Source organism: Acinetobacter sp. 'aerobic (ED)', assembly GCF_904886855.1.
Lineage (GTDB): Bacteria > Pseudomonadota > Gammaproteobacteria > Pseudomonadales > Moraxellaceae > Acinetobacter > Acinetobacter courvalinii.
On the sequence record NZ_CAJHGI010000005.1, the window covers coordinates 291941 to 308025 of the forward strand.

The following is a 16085-nucleotide window of genomic DNA, read 5'->3' on the forward strand; positions in this document are numbered from 1 at the left end:
TGATGAGGCTTTATTTTGTTTAAAATTAATTAATTCAATGAATTACCATGCTTTTTGCAAGATTGCACGGATATCTTGCAGGTTGGCTTCTTTAGGATTGTAGATGATAGAACCATCATTTAACGCTTTTTCAGCCACTTCATCCAGTTGCGCTTCAGTGATTTTACCTGTTTCGCGCAAGGTACGTGGAAGCTTGGTTAGGCTAAATAAACGGTCTCGCATTGCAAGCACGGTGGCAATGGCTTTGTCGGCACGTAAACTTGCTGGCGTTTGTGCATAAATATCGGCGCCTGCAAGTGGTAGTAACAGTTCACCAATCTTGTCGCCATTAATTTCTTTGTTATATTCAAGCACATATGGCAAGAACAGGTTCATGCATAGGCCGTGGGGCAGGTGAGCGACTGCGCCCAGCGCATGACCGAGTGAATGAACCAGACCAACCATTGAATTCGAGAAAGCAATCCCGGCCATGGTAGATGCCTGAGCAAGCTCTAAACGACCTTGAGCATCGCTTGGGTTATCCAAAACTTTGAACAGGTTTTCACTGATCTTTTTAATGCCGGCGCTGGCATAGGCATCACTCAATGGATTGGCTGCCAGACAGGTATATGCTTCAACACAGTGCGTCAATGCATCCATACCCGTCATGGCGGTTAAATGTGGCGGCAAGGTCTGGGTCATGCGTGGATCGAGAATTGCTGCATGTGGCATCAGGTAGTAAGAGGCAAAAGCCAGTTTTACATTACGCTGCGTATCCGAAACTACCGCCACCATGGTCGCTTCTGAACCGGTACCTGAGGTGGTTGGAATTACGAAGAAAGGTTTTAATGGTTTAGGCAGATTGTGTGCACCTGAATATTGCAACAGGTCATCACCCCCTTCAGACACCAGAATATTGGTTGCCTTAGAGGTATCGATAACTGAGCCACCTCCAATCGCAATAATCGCATCACATTTTTGCTTGCGATACAGTTCTGCTGCTAAGCGAACCACTTCCAGACTTGAATCGGGTGGTACATCATCAAAGATTGCGCCAATGACAGCATCCGTGGTGCTAAAAGCCGCTTCGATCGGGCTGAGTAAACCATTGGCACGCACGCCTTTATCGGTAATGATCATGGGGCGTTTTGCGCCTAAAGTCGCAAGTTCAAAAGGAATGTGCTCTAACGCAGCGTTACCAGCAATGACTTTTACAGGACAGAAAAACTCGTAATAAGGCTTAGCCATGTTATGCGCTCCGTTTCAGATATGATTTTGCGACTTTAAGATAGATATTTTTTGCACCTGTGAATTTTTCTTTTAGTGTCAATTCAGCAGGGTAGCGTTTGACTGCCAGTGAAGCGATCAGTTTTGGTAGGATCAAGGCTTCCATTTTATTCAGGCAGCGCACCAAACGGATGGCGCTGGAGACATCACCATCAGCAATCATACGGTCGTTGGCAAAGGCCTGTGCCGTACTTTCCTGAAAAGAAAACACCAGAAAGGCGTGGGTCAGATGCTTGAAAGTAATGGTCAAATCAGGCTTGCCTTTATAGTTTGACAACAGCTCTAACTGTTTTTCTTCGGTCACACGTGCCACAAACGCAGGTCCATTTGGAAAAACATTCATTGAAAGGATAAAACCAACAGGAAACTTAGACACTTCCTCTTGAACTTCACGATCCACTTGGCTTGCCATTACGAGGCCACGACCCACAACGTCCATCATGAGTTTGACATAGGCAAATTGCAAAGTGGGCTTCACTGCTTTGGTTGAAATCACTTGCTCGTCCCTTGTTAAAATTATGCACTGCTAATTTAGAGTATTTACTCTAATTTATTTTAATTGGATTGAAAAGTAAATTATTCAGATATGACTACAAGGTCATTAAAGAAATCCGTATTTTTTAGGTAGCTAATGAATGTATCGCAAAGCTGCTCAAAGCTTGGGTAATCTTGCAGTAAGTCTTGCAAGCGAACCATTTCTAAACCTGCATAGCCGCATGGGTTAATGGTTTGAAAGCCGGTGAGGTCGCAATCGATATTCAGCGCAAGACCATGATAACTACGACCGCGACGGATCTTAAAGCCCAGTGAACCGATCTTACGTCCATCGACATAGACTCCGGGTGCATCAGGTTTGGCATAAGCTTCAATATTGTATTGTTTGAGCAGATCGATCATGGCTTGCTCGGCAAAGCTGACCAAGGTACGGACATGCCACTTCAAGCGATTTAAATCCAGAAGGAAATAGGCCACCAGTTGACCTTTGCCATGCCAGGTGACCTGACCGCCACGATCGGTATGAACGACCGGAAGATTACTGTGCATCAGAATATGTTCTGCCTTACCTGCTTGTCCTTGGGTCAAGACATCCTGATGTTGTAATAACCAGACTTCGTCAGGGGTGTTTTCATCACGCTGGGTTGTGAAGTCTTTCATGGCTTCAAAACGTGTCGTGTAATCTTGCAGATCATTGAAACAACGAATGATTAAGGTCGGTTTTACAGCACTCATTACAGCAGAATTTCCTTTGCAGCTTTTAATCGGGGAGTGGCTTAATTATGGAATGATTTTGAGCAGATAAATAGCCGTTTAAGCATAGATAGGCGGTTATTTTTAACGTAAAAAAATCCAAAATACTGTCGCATTTTGGATTTCTGTATTAAAGCGCTGTCTTGATTAAAGGACAGGCTGCAAGGTCAGCATAGAGTGCATGAACTTGTTCCAGCTCTTCAAAGCGTAGCTGAGCCGTTAAAGAGTGGTATTTACCTGTACGTGAAGGCTGAACTTTTACTGAGTTGCCATCAAATTCAGGGAAGTGCTTCTGCAAAATATCAACAACAGCGACTCGAAGTTCATCCCCTGCATTACCAATCAGTTTGATTGGATAGTCCATTGGGAAGACCCAAAGATGTTCTTGTAATTCACGAGAAGGAGTGCGGTCTAACATGAGCAACCTCTTAATTTGAAACGCCTGCATCAGTGCAGGCGCTTTTGATCTAATACATAGATGGGGATGAAGTGTTGAACTTCAAGTCTTGAGAAAGGGCTTTAACCCTCACTCAAGATGTCCCAAAAGATTAGTCGTTTTCCAGGAATGAACGTAAGTGTTCAGAACGAGAAGGGTGGCGCAGCTTACGTAACGCTTTCGCTTCAATCTGACGGATACGTTCACGTGTTACGTCAAACTGTTTACCGACTTCTTCCAAAGTATGGTCGGTTGGCATATCGATACCAAAACGCATTTTCAATACTTTGGCTTCACGTTCAGTCAGGTTTTCAAGCACTTCACGGGTCGCTTCTTTTAAGCCTTCCGAGGTCGCTGCATCCACTGGAGAAGTGATGTTCGAGTCCTCAATGAAGTCACCAAGATGCGAATCTTCATCATCACCGATCGGTGTTTCCATCGAAATCGGTTCTTTCGCGATTTTAAGAACTTTACGAACCTTGACTTCGTCCATTTCCAGACGTTCACCTAACTCTTCAGGCGTTGGTTCACGGCCCATTTCCTGAAGAAGCTGACGTGACACACGGTTGATCTTGTTGATCGTCTCAATCATGTGTACTGGAATACGAATGGTACGGGCCTGGTCCGCAATCGAACGGGTAATCGCCTGACGAATCCACCAAGTTGCATAGGTCGAGAATTTATAACCACGACGGTATTCAAACTTGTCTACGGCTTTCATCAAACCGATGTTACCTTCCTGAATAAGATCGAGGAACTGTAAGCCACGGTTGGTGTATTTTTTCGCAATCGAAATCACCAGACGTAAGTTTGCTTCTACCATTTCTTTCTTGGCACGGCGTGCTTTGGCTTCGCCAACTGCCATACGTTTCGAAATCTCTTTGATGTCTTTAACGTTTAGGCCAAGATCGTTCTCGATATCGGCAATCTTTTGCTGGAATGCCAATACGTCTGGACGTACTTTTTCCAGATGGGCTTTGGTTTCAGCAGGCGCTTTGGCAATCTGTTCGTCTAACCAGGCAGGATTTGATTCTTGCTCAGGGAAGGTGGTACGGAACTGGTTACGGTCCATACGGCCACGACGCACTGCATAACGCATGATTTCACGTTCATTTGAACGGATCTGTTCATGGGTACCACGAATCATTTCTGAAATGATTTCGAATAGACGCGGGGTAAATTTGAACATCATGAACACAGCAGCAAGCGCTTCGAGTGCGGCTTTCGCTTCTTCACTGTTACGGCCATGTTTTGCCACAACGGTTTTTGTTTCATTCCAAGCCGCTTCTAATTCCGAGAAACGAACTTTAGCAACCTCTGGGTCTGGACCTGAATCACCTTCAGAGTCATCATCACCTTCAGATTCTTCTTCTTCGTCATCATCATCAAGTTTGACGTCTTTGGCTTTAGATGAAGAATCTTTTTCTTCATCTTCTTCTTCAATCTCAGCTTCTTCCAGAACTTCTGGAATATCTTCATCAGTTTCCGGGTCTAAATAACCAGAAAGAATATCGGCAAGACGGCGTTCGCCAGTTAAAAAATCATTATATTCTTGTAAAACAACTTCAACAGCATTTGGCCAGTAAGCAATCGAGTGTAAAACGTCACGAATACCTTCTTCGATGCGTTTTGCAATGCTAATTTCGCCTTCACGTGTAAGAAGTTCAACGGTACCCATTTCACGCATATACATACGTACAGGGTCAGTGGTACGACCAGGCTCACTTTCAACCGATGCTAATACGGCAGCAGCTTCTTCTTCGGCAACTTCGTCAGCAGCTTCGGTGGATTCACCAAACATGGTGTCATCAGTTTCTGGCGCACGTTCATGCACTGGAATACCAACGTCTTGAAGCATCTGGATGATGTCTTCAATCTGCTCACTTTCCGTAATTGAGTCTGGTAGATGATCGTTAACCTCAGCGTAAGTTAAATAACCTTGCTCTTTGCCTCGGCTAATCAGAGCCGCTACTTGCGAAGTAGGGGAATTCATATCGCTCATCTTTGCTTACTCTTTTGTTGAATCTGTGGCGGTGAAAAACCGTGCATGATAGCACAATTCACGGTGAATGTTTTGGATTTGATCCGTTTGCTCTAAATAAAAAATAGAATGGATTGCACGTTTGTTCATTGAATATGGGGTTAAGTCATAATTTTTCAAGCGTAATTCCTGTTTAAAGAACTTTTTTGATTGTTGATGTCCTTGGATTATAAATACACAAAAAAACTGCCGAAAAAAAGTACAAAACACGGTTTTATAGTAAAAAAAACAAATAAAACTTGACAAGGTGGGCCAAGACCGATAAATAGCGGCTAGACCCATTAACATTTTTTCATTAGAGGTACTTAGTGTCTTCTACAGATTTTGAACTAGATGATGATAACTACGGTGAAGATGATGTTGGTTTTGATGAGTCATCAGGAAAAATCAGCGCTAAAGAATCATTAGAAAAGCGCCGTTTAATTGATGACCTTTTAGCTCAACGTCGTTTAGAACGAGAATTAAAAGATTTTGACTATGATTTCGACGATGATGACCTTGACGACGAAGACTAAGCGAAATTGCTAAGACTTCACGCCCGAAAATGTTATGCTGTTGCCGATGTATTTTTAAAACTGGATTAAACAAAGAATGAGCACGTTAGATTTAGACTTATTGAGTAATTATCTTGACGGTGATCAAAACGAATACGGTCTAGATTTTGCAGCGACTCATGGCTTTTTGTGTGCAATTGCCGTTGGTCCACAATTTGATCGTTGGTTAGATGAACTTTTCGAAGGCAACCACAAGAAACTTCCTGCAGAAGTGCTTGAGCAGGTGAAGCTTTGGTTGGAATCGATTCGTCAGGATTTAGCCAATGAAAATGGAATCGAGTTTCCATTTGAAATCGAAGAAGCGGATGTCGAGTCAAGCTTGGGCGATTGGAGTGTGGGTTTTGTCGATGCAATGTTCCTGAATGAAGATGCATGGTTTGCACCTGAGTTCGAAGAACAGTTGATCGATTTAACTTTACCGATCATGGTCTTTAGCGGGATCGATGAAGAAGATCCACAAATGGAATCTTTCCGCCGTAATGGCCAGTTGATGGATGAGTTGGCAGAAGAAATTCCTGAAAACTTAAATGAACTTTACCTGATGTATCATACGCCAGCGTAATGGTGCATCCAGAGCAGTTTAAAAAAGCTGCTCTGGCAAAATAAATATTAAAACGTCCCGTGTGGACGTTTTTTTATATTTATGTTGTTTTAGCTTTCGCGAAACGTTTTGCCATCCAGCCAAAGGATAATGATAAAACGAGATAATGAAGCAGGGCTGTAAAACTGATTGCAAATAACCATATCCATATTGGTAACTCTGCTATAGCTGCTAGAAAAGGTGCCGTTTCGGGGAAAATCATAATACTAATTATTGTTGTGATAATGCTAATTATGATTGAGGCAAAAAAACAGCCCCAAACTAAAGTTTTTTTCTCGGATGGTTCTGGTATGCGTTGATAATCTTTTACAAAGAAAGCCGCTGCGCAACTGCCTCCTGATATTAAACATATAATAGATGAGCCTGAAGGGGCTTTAAAAAAAGTTTCTAATATTGCAATAATGATCATTGCCAGCGCATAGGCTGCAGAAAATGTCAGGATATATTTTTTCATTTGTTCGGCTTAGCCATATTTCTTGAATAGGTTGAGATATATTAATCTAAAACATAGGTTTTTATACAGAACATTCTATTCAAAATTTCATTTGTTTTTAGTATTAATAATGATTTTGAGAGTGAGAAATCATTATAAATGCGAGTAATGAGTCAAAGGAGAATTATTGATGGGATGAGTGAAATTAAAAATATTTTTGGGATACATTATTTTTTTTGAGTCAATTTAGAAAATAATAATATTGAGTTGAAAATATATCTAGTCAAAGTAAGAATAGCATTAGCGTAGGAAAAATTTTTCAGAAAATACCACTATTTTTTAATAGCCCTTTTTAACACTGAAAGTTTAATTTAAATTTACCGCTAATCTCTTATTTTTTAGCTTTGTTAAGATAAAACTTTTTAATTGCCCACCATGCAATATATGCCATCACAATCAGCAAAATGATGGTGCTGATCCTTTGCATAATCAGACTCATCAATGCCTGATTCTGACTGAAGTGAAAACCCAAATAAGCCAGAAAACTGGTCCAGATCACGGTCCCGGCTGTACTGTAGAGCATGAATTTACTAAACGGCATTCGGCTCATGCCCGCAGGAATACTGATTAAAGACCGCACTGCCGGAATCATTCTGCCAAAAAAGACAATACGATGCCCATGCTTGTTGAACCACTCCAGTGCCTTATCTAAATCGGCAACCTGAATACGCAAGTACTTGCCATATCGTTCTATGAGCCTGACCAGACGAGGTTGAGGAACTTTGCGTCCAATCCAGTACAGCAGCATCGCTGCGAGTATGGAACCTGCGCTACCTGCCATGATGACACCGATGAGCGTCAGTTCACCTTTTGAGGCGGTATAGCCCGCTGAAGGCATAATAATTTCTGAAGGAATAGGCGGAAAAACATTGTCCAGAAACATTAAAAATGCGATACCTAAATATCCCAGTTTTTCCATGATGGAAAGCACCCATTGTTCCAGTCCCATAACGCCTTTATATAATTCATTTGCTTGTTGTTTTTAGCATAGTTGTGCTGGTGCGATTGCTCAAGCAGTGAAACGTTACATCATTTTATCAAGCCCATAAAAAAGCCATAGTTGAACTATGGCCTGGAGAAATCTTTTTTGTCGTTTACAGACGCTTACGTTTTGCAGCCGCAATTTGTGATTGGCGCATACGGAAGCCTGCTTTTTGCTTATCGCTGGTTTTATCAATACAGTAAACACAAGACACGCCATGTTCATAACTTGGCAGTTCAGCTTCAACTTTGGTCAGTGGCCAGCCACAAGCGTGACACTTGATGTTTTCGCCTTCTTCAACGCCGTGAGTTACCGCAGTACGGCCGTCGAATACAAAGCATTCACCTTCCCACATACTTTCTTCAGCAGGTGTTTCTTCGAGGTATTTAAGAATACCGCCTTTCAGGTGGTAGACCTCATTGAAACCTTCTTGAAGCAAGAGAGAAGTTGATTTTTCACAACGGATACCACCCGTACAGAACATCGCAATTTTTTTGTCTTTGTGCTGTTCAAGATTTTGCTTGACGTATTCAGGGAATTCACGGAATGTTTCTGTTTTCGGGTCAATTGCACCCTTGAATGTACCTGCTTTATATTCGTAATCATTACGGGTATCAATCAGAATCACGTCATCACGGCTAATCAGCTCGTTCCATTCTTTAGGATCAAGGTAGTGGCCCACCAAGTCACGTGGCTTTACTTCAACACCTAAAGTTACAATTTCTTTTTTGAGCTTAATTTTCATTTTACGGAATGGTTTTTCAGAGCTTTCAGACTCTTTATATTCCATTGCGTTAAAACCTTCGTCCAAAAGGAATTGATGGATTGTATCAATGGCAGCGCGGTCACCTGCAACCGTACCGTTAATTCCTTCAGAAGCGACAATCAGAGTTCCACATAAATTGATGCGATTCACCAAGTCCAAAAGACGTTGTTGCAGACCTGCTGCATCTGAAACTTCTTTAAATTGATATAGTGCCGCAACAACCCAATTATTGGTCGCTTGCTGTTCTACAGGTGCAAGCTGTTCTACAGTAGCGTTCATGGATAACTCCAAATGTATTAAGATAGGAAAATAAGGCGCATATCTTAGCGTGAAATCTGAAAATAAGCGAGAAAACCATAAAATAAATATGGTTTTATAGGAGTTGGTTTTGAGTAATGATCGTCGAATTCCATCATTGACCCCATGTGCAGGGCGCTGTTCAACGGTATTTGGTGATCTGGTCTGTCGTGGTTGTCGTCGCTTTAATCACGAGGTAATTCAGTGGAATACCTATACGGCCGAGCAGCGTTTGATGGTGTGGAAGCGTTTAGATGCGCAGCTCGATCAGATCCTGGTGCCTTTATTACCGCATGCAAACGTACAGCATGTTGAAGGCTTTATTCAAAATAAGCGAATTCGGGTCTTAGACAGCGCCACTACAGGCCGTAAGCTGTATCATGCTTTAAAGCTCTGCGAGAAGAATAAACATTTGGCCCATGAGAGTGGGCTTGGGATTGCTGATACACAGGTAAAACCGATCTGGGATGAGTTTGAACGTCGGGTACTGGCCTTGGCAAAAGCGAGTTATGAGCTGGCATGGTTACGTGCCGATGGCATCAGTAATACTTTAATGCGTGCTTTAGAGCTGGAAGAAGATGAGATTTAAGCAAGCAGTTGTTATAGAAAATCTTATTGATCATGAGGTTTGTTGATAGACATCTAGCTCATCTTGTTCATATTTTGAGATTAGTTCATCTCCCTGTTATGAAACAGGTTGGATAGTTTTAAAGCGCTAGGGTTACGGGAAAAATATTGTGCCATGATCTGTTGATCTTGTTCACGAATCAAGCTGATTTTAAAACCATGTGTCGTCGTTCCAGAAGAACGCCCTTTAGATCGGTAGATCTTTTCAGTGATGATGTACATATTTTTTCCATCACTAAAGCGTCGATCCTCCAGAGCTTGTAGTTGTATGGGTTGAGGAAAATGATAGAGCACTTTTAATCGTTGATAAAACTCATCATAGATATAAATGTTTTGCTGATCTGCAAAAATATAACTGAAATTTCCTGGATAGGGCTCACTGCTTTGGCTACCAATGAGTTGCAGGTGTGATAAATCAACAGGCGTTGTTCCCCAAAACTTGTGCTCAGCACTATGTGGTAATGAATGTTCATTTAAATAAAAAGTTCGACTGTCTGTTGCTAGATGTAAGTTCTGACTAAAACGGTTGCTGCCACTAAAAATCTGCGTCTGTTGCGCATTTAACTTGCCCAGCTTTTTATCTTGATAATAAACCACTTGGTGATCGTGAATATATTGGCTGTTATTTGGAAATGCTTGGCTCTGTTGCGGATTTAAATCTGTTAATACTTTTGTTTTGTAGTAGACCTGTTGATCATCTTTTGCATAGAAATAGCCGAGTGCATTAAATTGTGGATGTAATATCGCAGTAAAACCAGCTGCATTTGCATTGGCTAGGGGCTTATCCTGAAAGTAAACGTGTTGTTGATCTTTGGTGTAATCATTGCCTAAATAGCTTGTTTGCGCAGGATTTAATTGAGACAAGATGTGGTCTTGCCAGTAAACATGTTGGGGTGTTTTACCGACATTGCTATACAGCTCATCTGCGCGATTAGGAAGATTGCTCAGAGCTAAGCCTGTAAATTGATCGGCCTTTGCTTGGGGAACTAAAAAAGTACCTTGGCCTTGTTTAAAAATATAAACCTGATTCTGGAATGTTTCGAAATTTGTGCCGGAGATTGACTGGGTGTGTTGATGACGCAAATCAACGCTGCCATCGTTAAATTCATGCCAGAGGAGGCAGCCCATAAAAAGGCTAAAACTGGCTAAAATAACAAGGATTAATCCAACTGTAAGCCATCTTTGTTTTCTTTGAAAAGAGGCTAGCGCCTGTTGATCTGCAATTATGCTAATGATGTCAACATGGGTTTTCTTGTTGATACTTGCATTGCTGGTACGTTGTAATTGTTGCTGCTTAGCCAGAGATTCCAGTTTTTTCCAAAACTGTAAAAACTCACTGTGTTGTTGGGTTAAAGTGGCAGGCCACATCCATGAATTGAAATAAAAATATTGCCGATAAGGTACTGTTTGGGTCAGCAGGTTTAAGCTATGGATCTGGGCATGATGTTGTTGTAGTTGAATATGAATTAAATCTTGCCAAGGATAAAAATAAGTCTGCGCTGATTTTTCTAGACCGAGACCTTGCCGATAGAGTTTAAGCGTAATCGTTTGTTTTAAATATTTTTGATAAAGCTGGTTATAAAGATAAAGAACAGGTAGCAATAGACCCAACATCAACGCAATATTAAGCAGTTGGGCAAAGAAGGGGAGAATTTGATAAAAATAATAAAGGCTAAAATCGTAGAAGCAGTAAACCAAAAATAACCAGCTCAGAATGATCAGTGCCAAAAACAGCACAAATAACGGAATCTTCATTTCGTATGCTATGATTGTTGTTTCGTATAGAACAGCGGGTTTTTTGTTCATTGCTTCAATATTTTAGTGGGGCGTATATAAAGATATGTAGGTGTTATTTTTCTCAAGCATAACGGATAAACAAAAAAAAGGATGCATAAGCATCCTTTTTTATCAACGCTAATATGAATTAACGTTTGATGTCGCGTTGAGTCGAGCCTGTGTAAAGCTGACGTGGACGACCGATTTTGTACGGACCGCTGTGCATTTCTAACCAGTGGCTGATCCAGCCTACTGTACGTGCAAGCGCAAAGATTACCGTAAACATTTCTGTTGGGATACCAATCGCTTTCAAGATGATACCTGAGTAGAAATCTACGTTCGGGTAAAGCTTACGCTCTACGAAGTACGGATCGCTAAGCGCAATACGCTCAAGTTCCATTGCAAGTTGCAATTGTGGATCGTTGATGCCTAAAGCTTCAAGAACTTCGTCACAAGTCTGTTTCATGACTTTAGCGCGTGGGTCGAAGTTTTTGTAAACACGGTGACCGAAGCCCATGAGTTTAACTTCTTTACGCTTCACTTTTTCCATGAATTCAGCAACGTTTTCTACGCTACCAATTTCATCAAGCATCTTAAGTACAGCTTCGTTTGCACCACCGTGAGCAGGTCCCCAAAGTGCCGAGATACCAGCAGAGATACATGCATACGGATTCGCACCAGTAGAACCGGCAAGACGAACTGTAGAGGTAGATGCATTTTGTTCGTGGTCAGCATGAAGCGTGAAGATACGGTCCATTGCACGTGACAGAACAGGATTTACCTTGTAATCACGGTCAGCAGGCGTTGCAAACATCATGTGTAAGAAGTTTTCTGCATAACCAAGATCATTACGTGGATAAATGAATGGCTGACCTACAGTGTACTTGTAGCTCCATGCTGCAAGGGTAGGGATTTTTGCGATTAAACGAATCGCGGTAATTTCACGGTGATTTACATCTTCGATGTCTAAACCATTGTGATAGAACGCAGATAACGCACCAACAACACCAACCATTATCGCCATCGGATGAGCATCACGACGGAAACCATTGAAGAAACGGCTGACTTGATCGTGAACCATGGTGTGGTTACGTACTTTAGCGTCAAATTCTGTCTTTTGTTCAGCATTTGGAAGTTCGCCATTTAATAATAAATAACAAGTTTCCAAGTAGTCTGCTTGAGTCGCTAATTGATCAATCGGATAGCCACGGTGTAATAACACACCTTTGTCACCATCAATGAATGTGATCTTAGATTCGCAAGCCGCTGTCGCCATAAAACCAGGATCGAAAGTAAAGTGACCTGATGCTAATACATCTTTAACGTCAATTACATCTGGGCCCAATGTGCCGCTGTAAATTGGTAATTCAATTTCTTTGCCATCAAGCTGTAATACGGCTTTTTTGCCAGTTGCTGCAGACATTCAATAGATCTCCTGTCCTGGTGAATGATTATCTGACTCGAAATACTAATCTTGTCATGTGCGAATCAGACGGTGTCAAAATTTGCTATAAGATTAGTGGCTACTAAAATTTTGTCAATTATACTTAGGGATAAAAAATGACGTTGCTACAGTCAATTAGTCATTCAGTATCGAAGAAAAAACTGAGTAAAATCACAGCACCGGTCGAGTATAATATGTCAAATCAAGATTTAGGTGCAGAAAAAAAATGAAGCATCAGTCCAATTGTAAGTAAATTTTTAGAGAGGCAAGATTTTGCTGCTTATAAAATAAATACTTATCGCTTTTCAAAAGCCTGTGTTTCCCTATGCTTAGCCTGTACTGGTCATTAAAAAAAAATTAAAAACGTGACTTTTAAACTAATAGTTGATTCATTTTGGTGCAATTGATTGTATAAAAAATGACTGACTGATTTCTGCGGCTGACTTATAAAAATAGATTATTAATTGATTATATTTAATATATAAATGAGCACTATTATTTTGAAGTATGCATAAACTGTGATTATTTGGACAAATAAAAACTTAAAAACGAATTATTTTGAGAAAATATAAGAAAAGAATTTATTAAATTAGAAACTATCCATAAAAAATAGTATCTTAATTTTATCATTACAAAACAACTAGATAGTATTTTTTGTCTGAGCATGTTGTTTTTTTGGTCATTATTATGCATGTGAATGATTCTTATTTAAAGTTTTTTTCGACTAAAGCGAAAGCTGATTGTTTGTATTTTGATATTTCACGTTTTATAATTCGATGTCGTTTATAGGTTAGGCATGTGCTGTGCTTGCCTAACAATGCCAGCTTTCCTTTGAATTAATTCAAACAAACTCCGGATGGAGTTTCTACCTACAGGATGCCCGCTGTGAAAAGCAACAGACCTGTCAATTTGTCCATGGGTCAGGTGTTAGCGGTAAATTTACGCTCACCCGTGGCTATTGCATCAATTCTACACCGTCTATCAGGTGTAATCGTTTTCTTATTAGTCGCTGTTCTTTTATGGATTTTGGATAAATCTTTATCTTCACCAGAAGGATTTGACTACGTTAAAAATGTCGTTTTCGGAAATATCCTTGTACGTTTTGTCGTATGGGTATTTGTAGCTGGATTAATTTTCCACCTAATCGCAGGGATCAAGCATTTACTTGCTGACCTCGGTTTCGCTGAAGAATTACAAAGCGGTCGTATCGCGGCTACAGTTTCATTGATCTTATCTGTGATCGGTATCGTCGCAGCCTTTGTATGGATTATGTTCTAATGAAAAGTGCTACAGGTTTAACAGGTTCAGGTTCACGCGATTGGTATATCCAGCGTATCAGTGCTGTAGTGTTGGCTGCATACACTATTGTTTTATTAGGCTGGATCCTTTGCCATAGCGGATTTGGTTATGAACAATGGGCTGGCTTTATGCTGACTTTGCCAATGAAGATCTTTTCTTTATTAGCAGTATTATCGCTGGTTGCACACGCTTGGATTGGTATGTGGCAAGTCTTTACTGATTATGTAACGACTCGTCAAATGGGTCCTTCAGCTTCAGGTTTACGCCTTGTACTTACTTCTGCTGTCATTATTTCAGTGATCGTGTACGCAATCTGGGGTATCCAGATTTTCTGGGCAAATTGATAGGAAGAGATCATGGGCGCTATTAACCCTAAAGAAGATTATTCAAATATTCAAAACCTCACTTTCGATGCCGTTATCGTCGGTGGTGGTGGTTCTGGTATGCGCGCTGCTTACCAACTTGCTCAAGCGGGTTTAAAAGTTGCGGTATTGACCAAAGTATTCCCGACACGTTCGCATACGGTTGCTGCCCAGGGTGGTATTGGTGCGTCGTTAGGTAACATGCAAGAAGATAACTGGCACTATCACTTCTATGACACGGTTAAAGGTTCTGACTGGTTAGGCGATCAGGACGCAATCGAGTTCATGACTCGTGAAGCGCCAAAAGTTGTTTACGAGCTTGAACACCTAGGTATGCCGTTTGACCGTAACCAAGATGGTACGATCTATCAGCGTCCATTCGGTGGTCACTCTGCTAACTATGGTGAAAAAGCGGTTCCACGTGCATGTGCTGCTGCCGACCGTACAGGTCATGCGTTATTGCATACCTTGTACCAAAGCAACGTGAAAATGGGCACCCAGTTCTACGTTGAGTGGATTGCATTAGACTTGATCCGTAACGAAGCAGGTGACGTGCTTGGTGTAACTGCGATTGACCAGGAAACTGGTAACATTGCTGTATTCCAGGCTAAAGCAACCTTATTTGCTACTGGTGGTGCGGGTCGTGTTTATCGTGCATCTACAAACGCATATATCAATACTGGTGACGGTCTTGGTATGGCTGCTCGTGCAGGTATTCCATTACAGGATATGGAATTCTGGCAATTCCACCCAACGGGTGTTGCGGGCGCAGGCGTATTGTTAACCGAAGGTTGCCGTGGTGAAGGTGCGATTCTTCGTAACAAGGACGGCGAACCGTTCATGGAACGCTATGCACCGACTTTAAAAGACTTGGCGCCACGTGACTTCGTATCACGTTCTATGGACCAGGAAATTAAAGAAGGTCGTGGTTGTGGTCCTAAAGCCGACTATATCTTGCTAGATATGACGCATTTAGGTGCTGAAACAATCATGAAACGTCTGCCATCTGTTTATGAGATTGGTAAGAAGTTCGCAAACGTTGACTGTACCAAAGAGCCGATTCCGGTAGTACCAACAATCCATTACCAAATGGGTGGTATTCCAACCAACATTCATGGTCAAGTGGTTGTGCCGCATGGTGTGGAAGAGGGTGAATTCTCTGCTCATTATGATAAAGATACTAAAGAGTATTCTTATAAAGGTACGCGTGACTATGTGAAGCCGGTAAAAGGTTTCTACGCGATTGGTGAATGTTCTTGCGTATCGGTACATGGTGCAAACCGTTTAGGTACCAACTCATTGCTTGACCTTGTGGTATTTGGTAAAGCAGCGGGCGAACACATCATTGATTACGTGACTAAACATCATGGCGATGACTATGCACCGCTTCCAACAGATGTACTGGTTAATACCTTAGAGCGTGTACGTAAACTGGATGAATCAACGACTGGTGAAAATGCACAAGAAGTTGCTGATGCAATCCGTGACATCGTACAAGATCACGCAGGCGTATTCCGTACCCAAGCATTGCTTGACAAAGGCGTGAAAGAAATCCTGGCGATTGAACCACGCGTACGTAACATTCATTTAAAAGACAAGTCTCGCGTATTTAACACTGCACGTGTTGAAGCGTTAGAAGTTGAAAACTTGTATGAAGTTGCGAAGGCTACCCTGATTTCTGCTGCTGCACGTAAAGAATGTCGTGGTGCGCATACCGTGGTTGACTATGAGTTAGCACCGGATCACCCAACTTACTCTTACGGTCGCCGTGATGATGAGTGGATGAAGCATACTTTATGGTATTCATCAGACAACCGTCTTGAATATAAGCCAGTGCGTTTCAGCCCGTTAACGGTTGAAGCAATCGAACCTAAACCACGTACATTCTAATCG

General features: G+C 41.5%; 16 protein-coding genes. 6 read left to right on the plus strand and 10 right to left on the minus strand.

The features are described 5' to 3' along the window. Nucleotides 1-42: 42 nt before the first annotated feature. The 5 genes from JO943_RS12675 to rpoD form a co-directional block, all read right to left on the minus strand. Complete coding sequence (locus JO943_RS12675) at nucleotides 43-1227, minus strand: iron-containing alcohol dehydrogenase (RefSeq protein ID WP_005227076.1); 1185 nt, start codon at nucleotides 1225-1227, stop codon at nucleotides 43-45. Between the two features lies 1 nt (nucleotide 1228). Continuing rightward, on the minus strand, nucleotides 1229-1762 hold the full coding sequence (locus JO943_RS12680; RefSeq protein WP_009511452.1) for a hypothetical protein: 534 nt from the start codon (nucleotides 1760-1762) through the stop codon (nucleotides 1229-1231). Between the two features lie 80 nt (nucleotides 1763-1842). Next, on the minus strand, nucleotides 1843-2496 hold the full coding sequence (lipB, locus tag JO943_RS12685) for a lipoyl(octanoyl) transferase LipB (RefSeq protein WP_202740954.1): 654 nt from the start codon (nucleotides 2494-2496) through the stop codon (nucleotides 1843-1845). Between the two features lie 148 nt (nucleotides 2497-2644). Continuing rightward, nucleotides 2645-2932, minus strand: coding sequence for a YbeD family protein (locus tag JO943_RS12690; RefSeq protein WP_004775193.1), 288 nt, complete (start codon nucleotides 2930-2932; stop codon nucleotides 2645-2647). A gap of 130 nt (nucleotides 2933-3062) precedes the next feature. Continuing rightward, the gene (gene rpoD / locus JO943_RS12695) at nucleotides 3063-4952 is read right to left on the minus strand and encodes an RNA polymerase sigma factor RpoD (RefSeq protein ID WP_005227079.1); all 1890 of its coding nucleotides are present in this window, start codon (nucleotides 4950-4952) and stop codon (nucleotides 3063-3065) included. Nucleotides 4953-5299: 347 nt separating this feature from the next. On the opposite strand from rpoD, the gene JO943_RS12700 reads away from it, so the two are divergent. Then, nucleotides 5300-5506, plus strand: a complete 207-nt coding sequence (locus JO943_RS12700; RefSeq protein ID WP_004775189.1) for a PA3496 family putative envelope integrity protein — start codon at nucleotides 5300-5302, stop codon at nucleotides 5504-5506. A gap of 76 nt (nucleotides 5507-5582) precedes the next feature. Further along, the gene (locus JO943_RS12705) at nucleotides 5583-6107 is read left to right on the plus strand and encodes a YecA family protein (RefSeq protein WP_005227080.1); all 525 of its coding nucleotides are present in this window, start codon (nucleotides 5583-5585) and stop codon (nucleotides 6105-6107) included. Nucleotides 6108-6186: 79 nt separating this feature from the next. Here the strand turns inward: JO943_RS12705 and JO943_RS12710 are convergent, their stop codons facing one another. The 3 genes from JO943_RS12710 to JO943_RS12720 all read right to left on the minus strand — a co-directional run bounded on the left by JO943_RS12710 (nucleotide 6187) and on the right by JO943_RS12720 (nucleotide 8666). Further along, nucleotides 6187-6600, minus strand: coding sequence for an ABZJ_00895 family protein (locus JO943_RS12710; RefSeq protein ID WP_202740955.1), 414 nt, complete (start codon nucleotides 6598-6600; stop codon nucleotides 6187-6189). A gap of 370 nt (nucleotides 6601-6970) precedes the next feature. After that, complete coding sequence (locus tag JO943_RS12715) at nucleotides 6971-7588, minus strand: DedA family protein (RefSeq protein ID WP_202740956.1); 618 nt, start codon at nucleotides 7586-7588, stop codon at nucleotides 6971-6973. Nucleotides 7589-7733: 145 nt separating this feature from the next. Further along, nucleotides 7734-8666, minus strand: a complete 933-nt coding sequence (locus JO943_RS12720; protein WP_005288517.1) for a rhodanese-related sulfurtransferase — start codon at nucleotides 8664-8666, stop codon at nucleotides 7734-7736. A gap of 109 nt (nucleotides 8667-8775) precedes the next feature. Here JO943_RS12720 and JO943_RS12725 point away from each other — a divergent pair, with 109 nt between their 5' ends. Continuing rightward, nucleotides 8776-9273: a DUF1289 domain-containing protein gene (locus tag JO943_RS12725; RefSeq protein WP_202740957.1), complete on the plus strand. Its 498-nt coding sequence runs from the start codon at nucleotides 8776-8778 to the stop codon at nucleotides 9271-9273. Nucleotides 9274-9353: 80 nt separating this feature from the next. Here JO943_RS12725 and JO943_RS12730 read toward each other — a convergent pair whose 3' ends face one another. Next, nucleotides 9354-11117 carry a DKNYY domain-containing protein gene (locus JO943_RS12730; RefSeq protein ID WP_202740958.1) on the minus strand — a complete coding sequence of 588 codons (1764 nt, stop codon included), beginning with the start codon at nucleotides 11115-11117 and terminating at the stop codon, nucleotides 9354-9356. Between the two features lie 118 nt (nucleotides 11118-11235). Continuing rightward, nucleotides 11236-12510: a citrate synthase gene (gltA, locus tag JO943_RS12735; protein ID WP_005227086.1), complete on the minus strand. Its 1275-nt coding sequence runs from the start codon at nucleotides 12508-12510 to the stop codon at nucleotides 11236-11238. 897 nt (nucleotides 12511-13407) lie between these two features. Between gltA and sdhC the strand changes: the two genes are divergently transcribed. Genes sdhC through sdhA form a run of 3 tightly spaced genes read left to right on the plus strand, consistent with a single transcriptional unit; the run spans nucleotide 13408 to nucleotide 16082 of the window. Further along, nucleotides 13408-13809 carry a succinate dehydrogenase, cytochrome b556 subunit gene (sdhC, locus tag JO943_RS12740; RefSeq protein ID WP_050441709.1) on the plus strand — a complete coding sequence of 134 codons (402 nt, stop codon included), beginning with the start codon at nucleotides 13408-13410 and terminating at the stop codon, nucleotides 13807-13809. Next, complete coding sequence (sdhD, locus tag JO943_RS12745; protein ID WP_005227090.1) at nucleotides 13809-14174, plus strand: succinate dehydrogenase, hydrophobic membrane anchor protein; 366 nt, start codon at nucleotides 13809-13811, stop codon at nucleotides 14172-14174. Before sdhC ends, sdhD begins: the two co-directional genes overlap by 1 nt. 12 nt (nucleotides 14175-14186) lie before the next feature. Continuing rightward, nucleotides 14187-16082, plus strand: coding sequence for a succinate dehydrogenase flavoprotein subunit (sdhA, locus tag JO943_RS12750; protein WP_005227091.1), 1896 nt, complete (start codon nucleotides 14187-14189; stop codon nucleotides 16080-16082). The last annotated feature ends 3 nt before the right edge of the window (nucleotides 16083-16085 follow it).

Excerpts from the sequence above, each read along its gene's own strand:
- JO943_RS12675 (WP_005227076.1), bottom strand. The coding sequence starts at position 1,227 with ATGGCTAAGCCTTATTACGAGTTTTTCTGTCCTGTAAAAGTCATTGCT.
- lipB (WP_202740954.1), bottom strand. The coding sequence starts at position 2,496 with ATGAGTGCTGTAAAACCGACCTTAATCATTCGTTGTTTCAATGATCTG.
- JO943_RS12690 (WP_004775193.1), bottom strand. The coding sequence starts at position 2,932 with ATGTTAGACCGCACTCCTTCTCGTGAATTACAAGAACATCTTTGGGTC.
- rpoD (WP_005227079.1), bottom strand. The coding sequence starts at position 4,952 with ATGAGCGATATGAATTCCCCTACTTCGCAAGTAGCGGCTCTGATTAGC.
- JO943_RS12705 (WP_005227080.1), top strand. The coding sequence starts at position 5,583 with ATGAGCACGTTAGATTTAGACTTATTGAGTAATTATCTTGACGGTGAT.
- JO943_RS12710 (WP_202740955.1), bottom strand. The coding sequence starts at position 6,600 with ATGAAAAAATATATCCTGACATTTTCTGCAGCCTATGCGCTGGCAATG.
- JO943_RS12715 (WP_202740956.1), bottom strand. The coding sequence starts at position 7,588 with ATGGGACTGGAACAATGGGTGCTTTCCATCATGGAAAAACTGGGATAT.
- JO943_RS12720 (WP_005288517.1), bottom strand. The coding sequence starts at position 8,666 with ATGAACGCTACTGTAGAACAGCTTGCACCTGTAGAACAGCAAGCGACC.
- JO943_RS12730 (WP_202740958.1), bottom strand. The coding sequence starts at position 11,117 with ATGAACAAAAAACCCGCTGTTCTATACGAAACAACAATCATAGCATAC.
- gltA (WP_005227086.1), bottom strand. The coding sequence starts at position 12,510 with ATGTCTGCAGCAACTGGCAAAAAAGCCGTATTACAGCTTGATGGCAAA.
- sdhC (WP_050441709.1), top strand. The coding sequence starts at position 13,408 with ATGCCCGCTGTGAAAAGCAACAGACCTGTCAATTTGTCCATGGGTCAG.
- sdhD (WP_005227090.1), top strand. The coding sequence starts at position 13,809 with ATGAAAAGTGCTACAGGTTTAACAGGTTCAGGTTCACGCGATTGGTAT.
- sdhA (WP_005227091.1), top strand. The coding sequence starts at position 14,187 with ATGGGCGCTATTAACCCTAAAGAAGATTATTCAAATATTCAAAACCTC.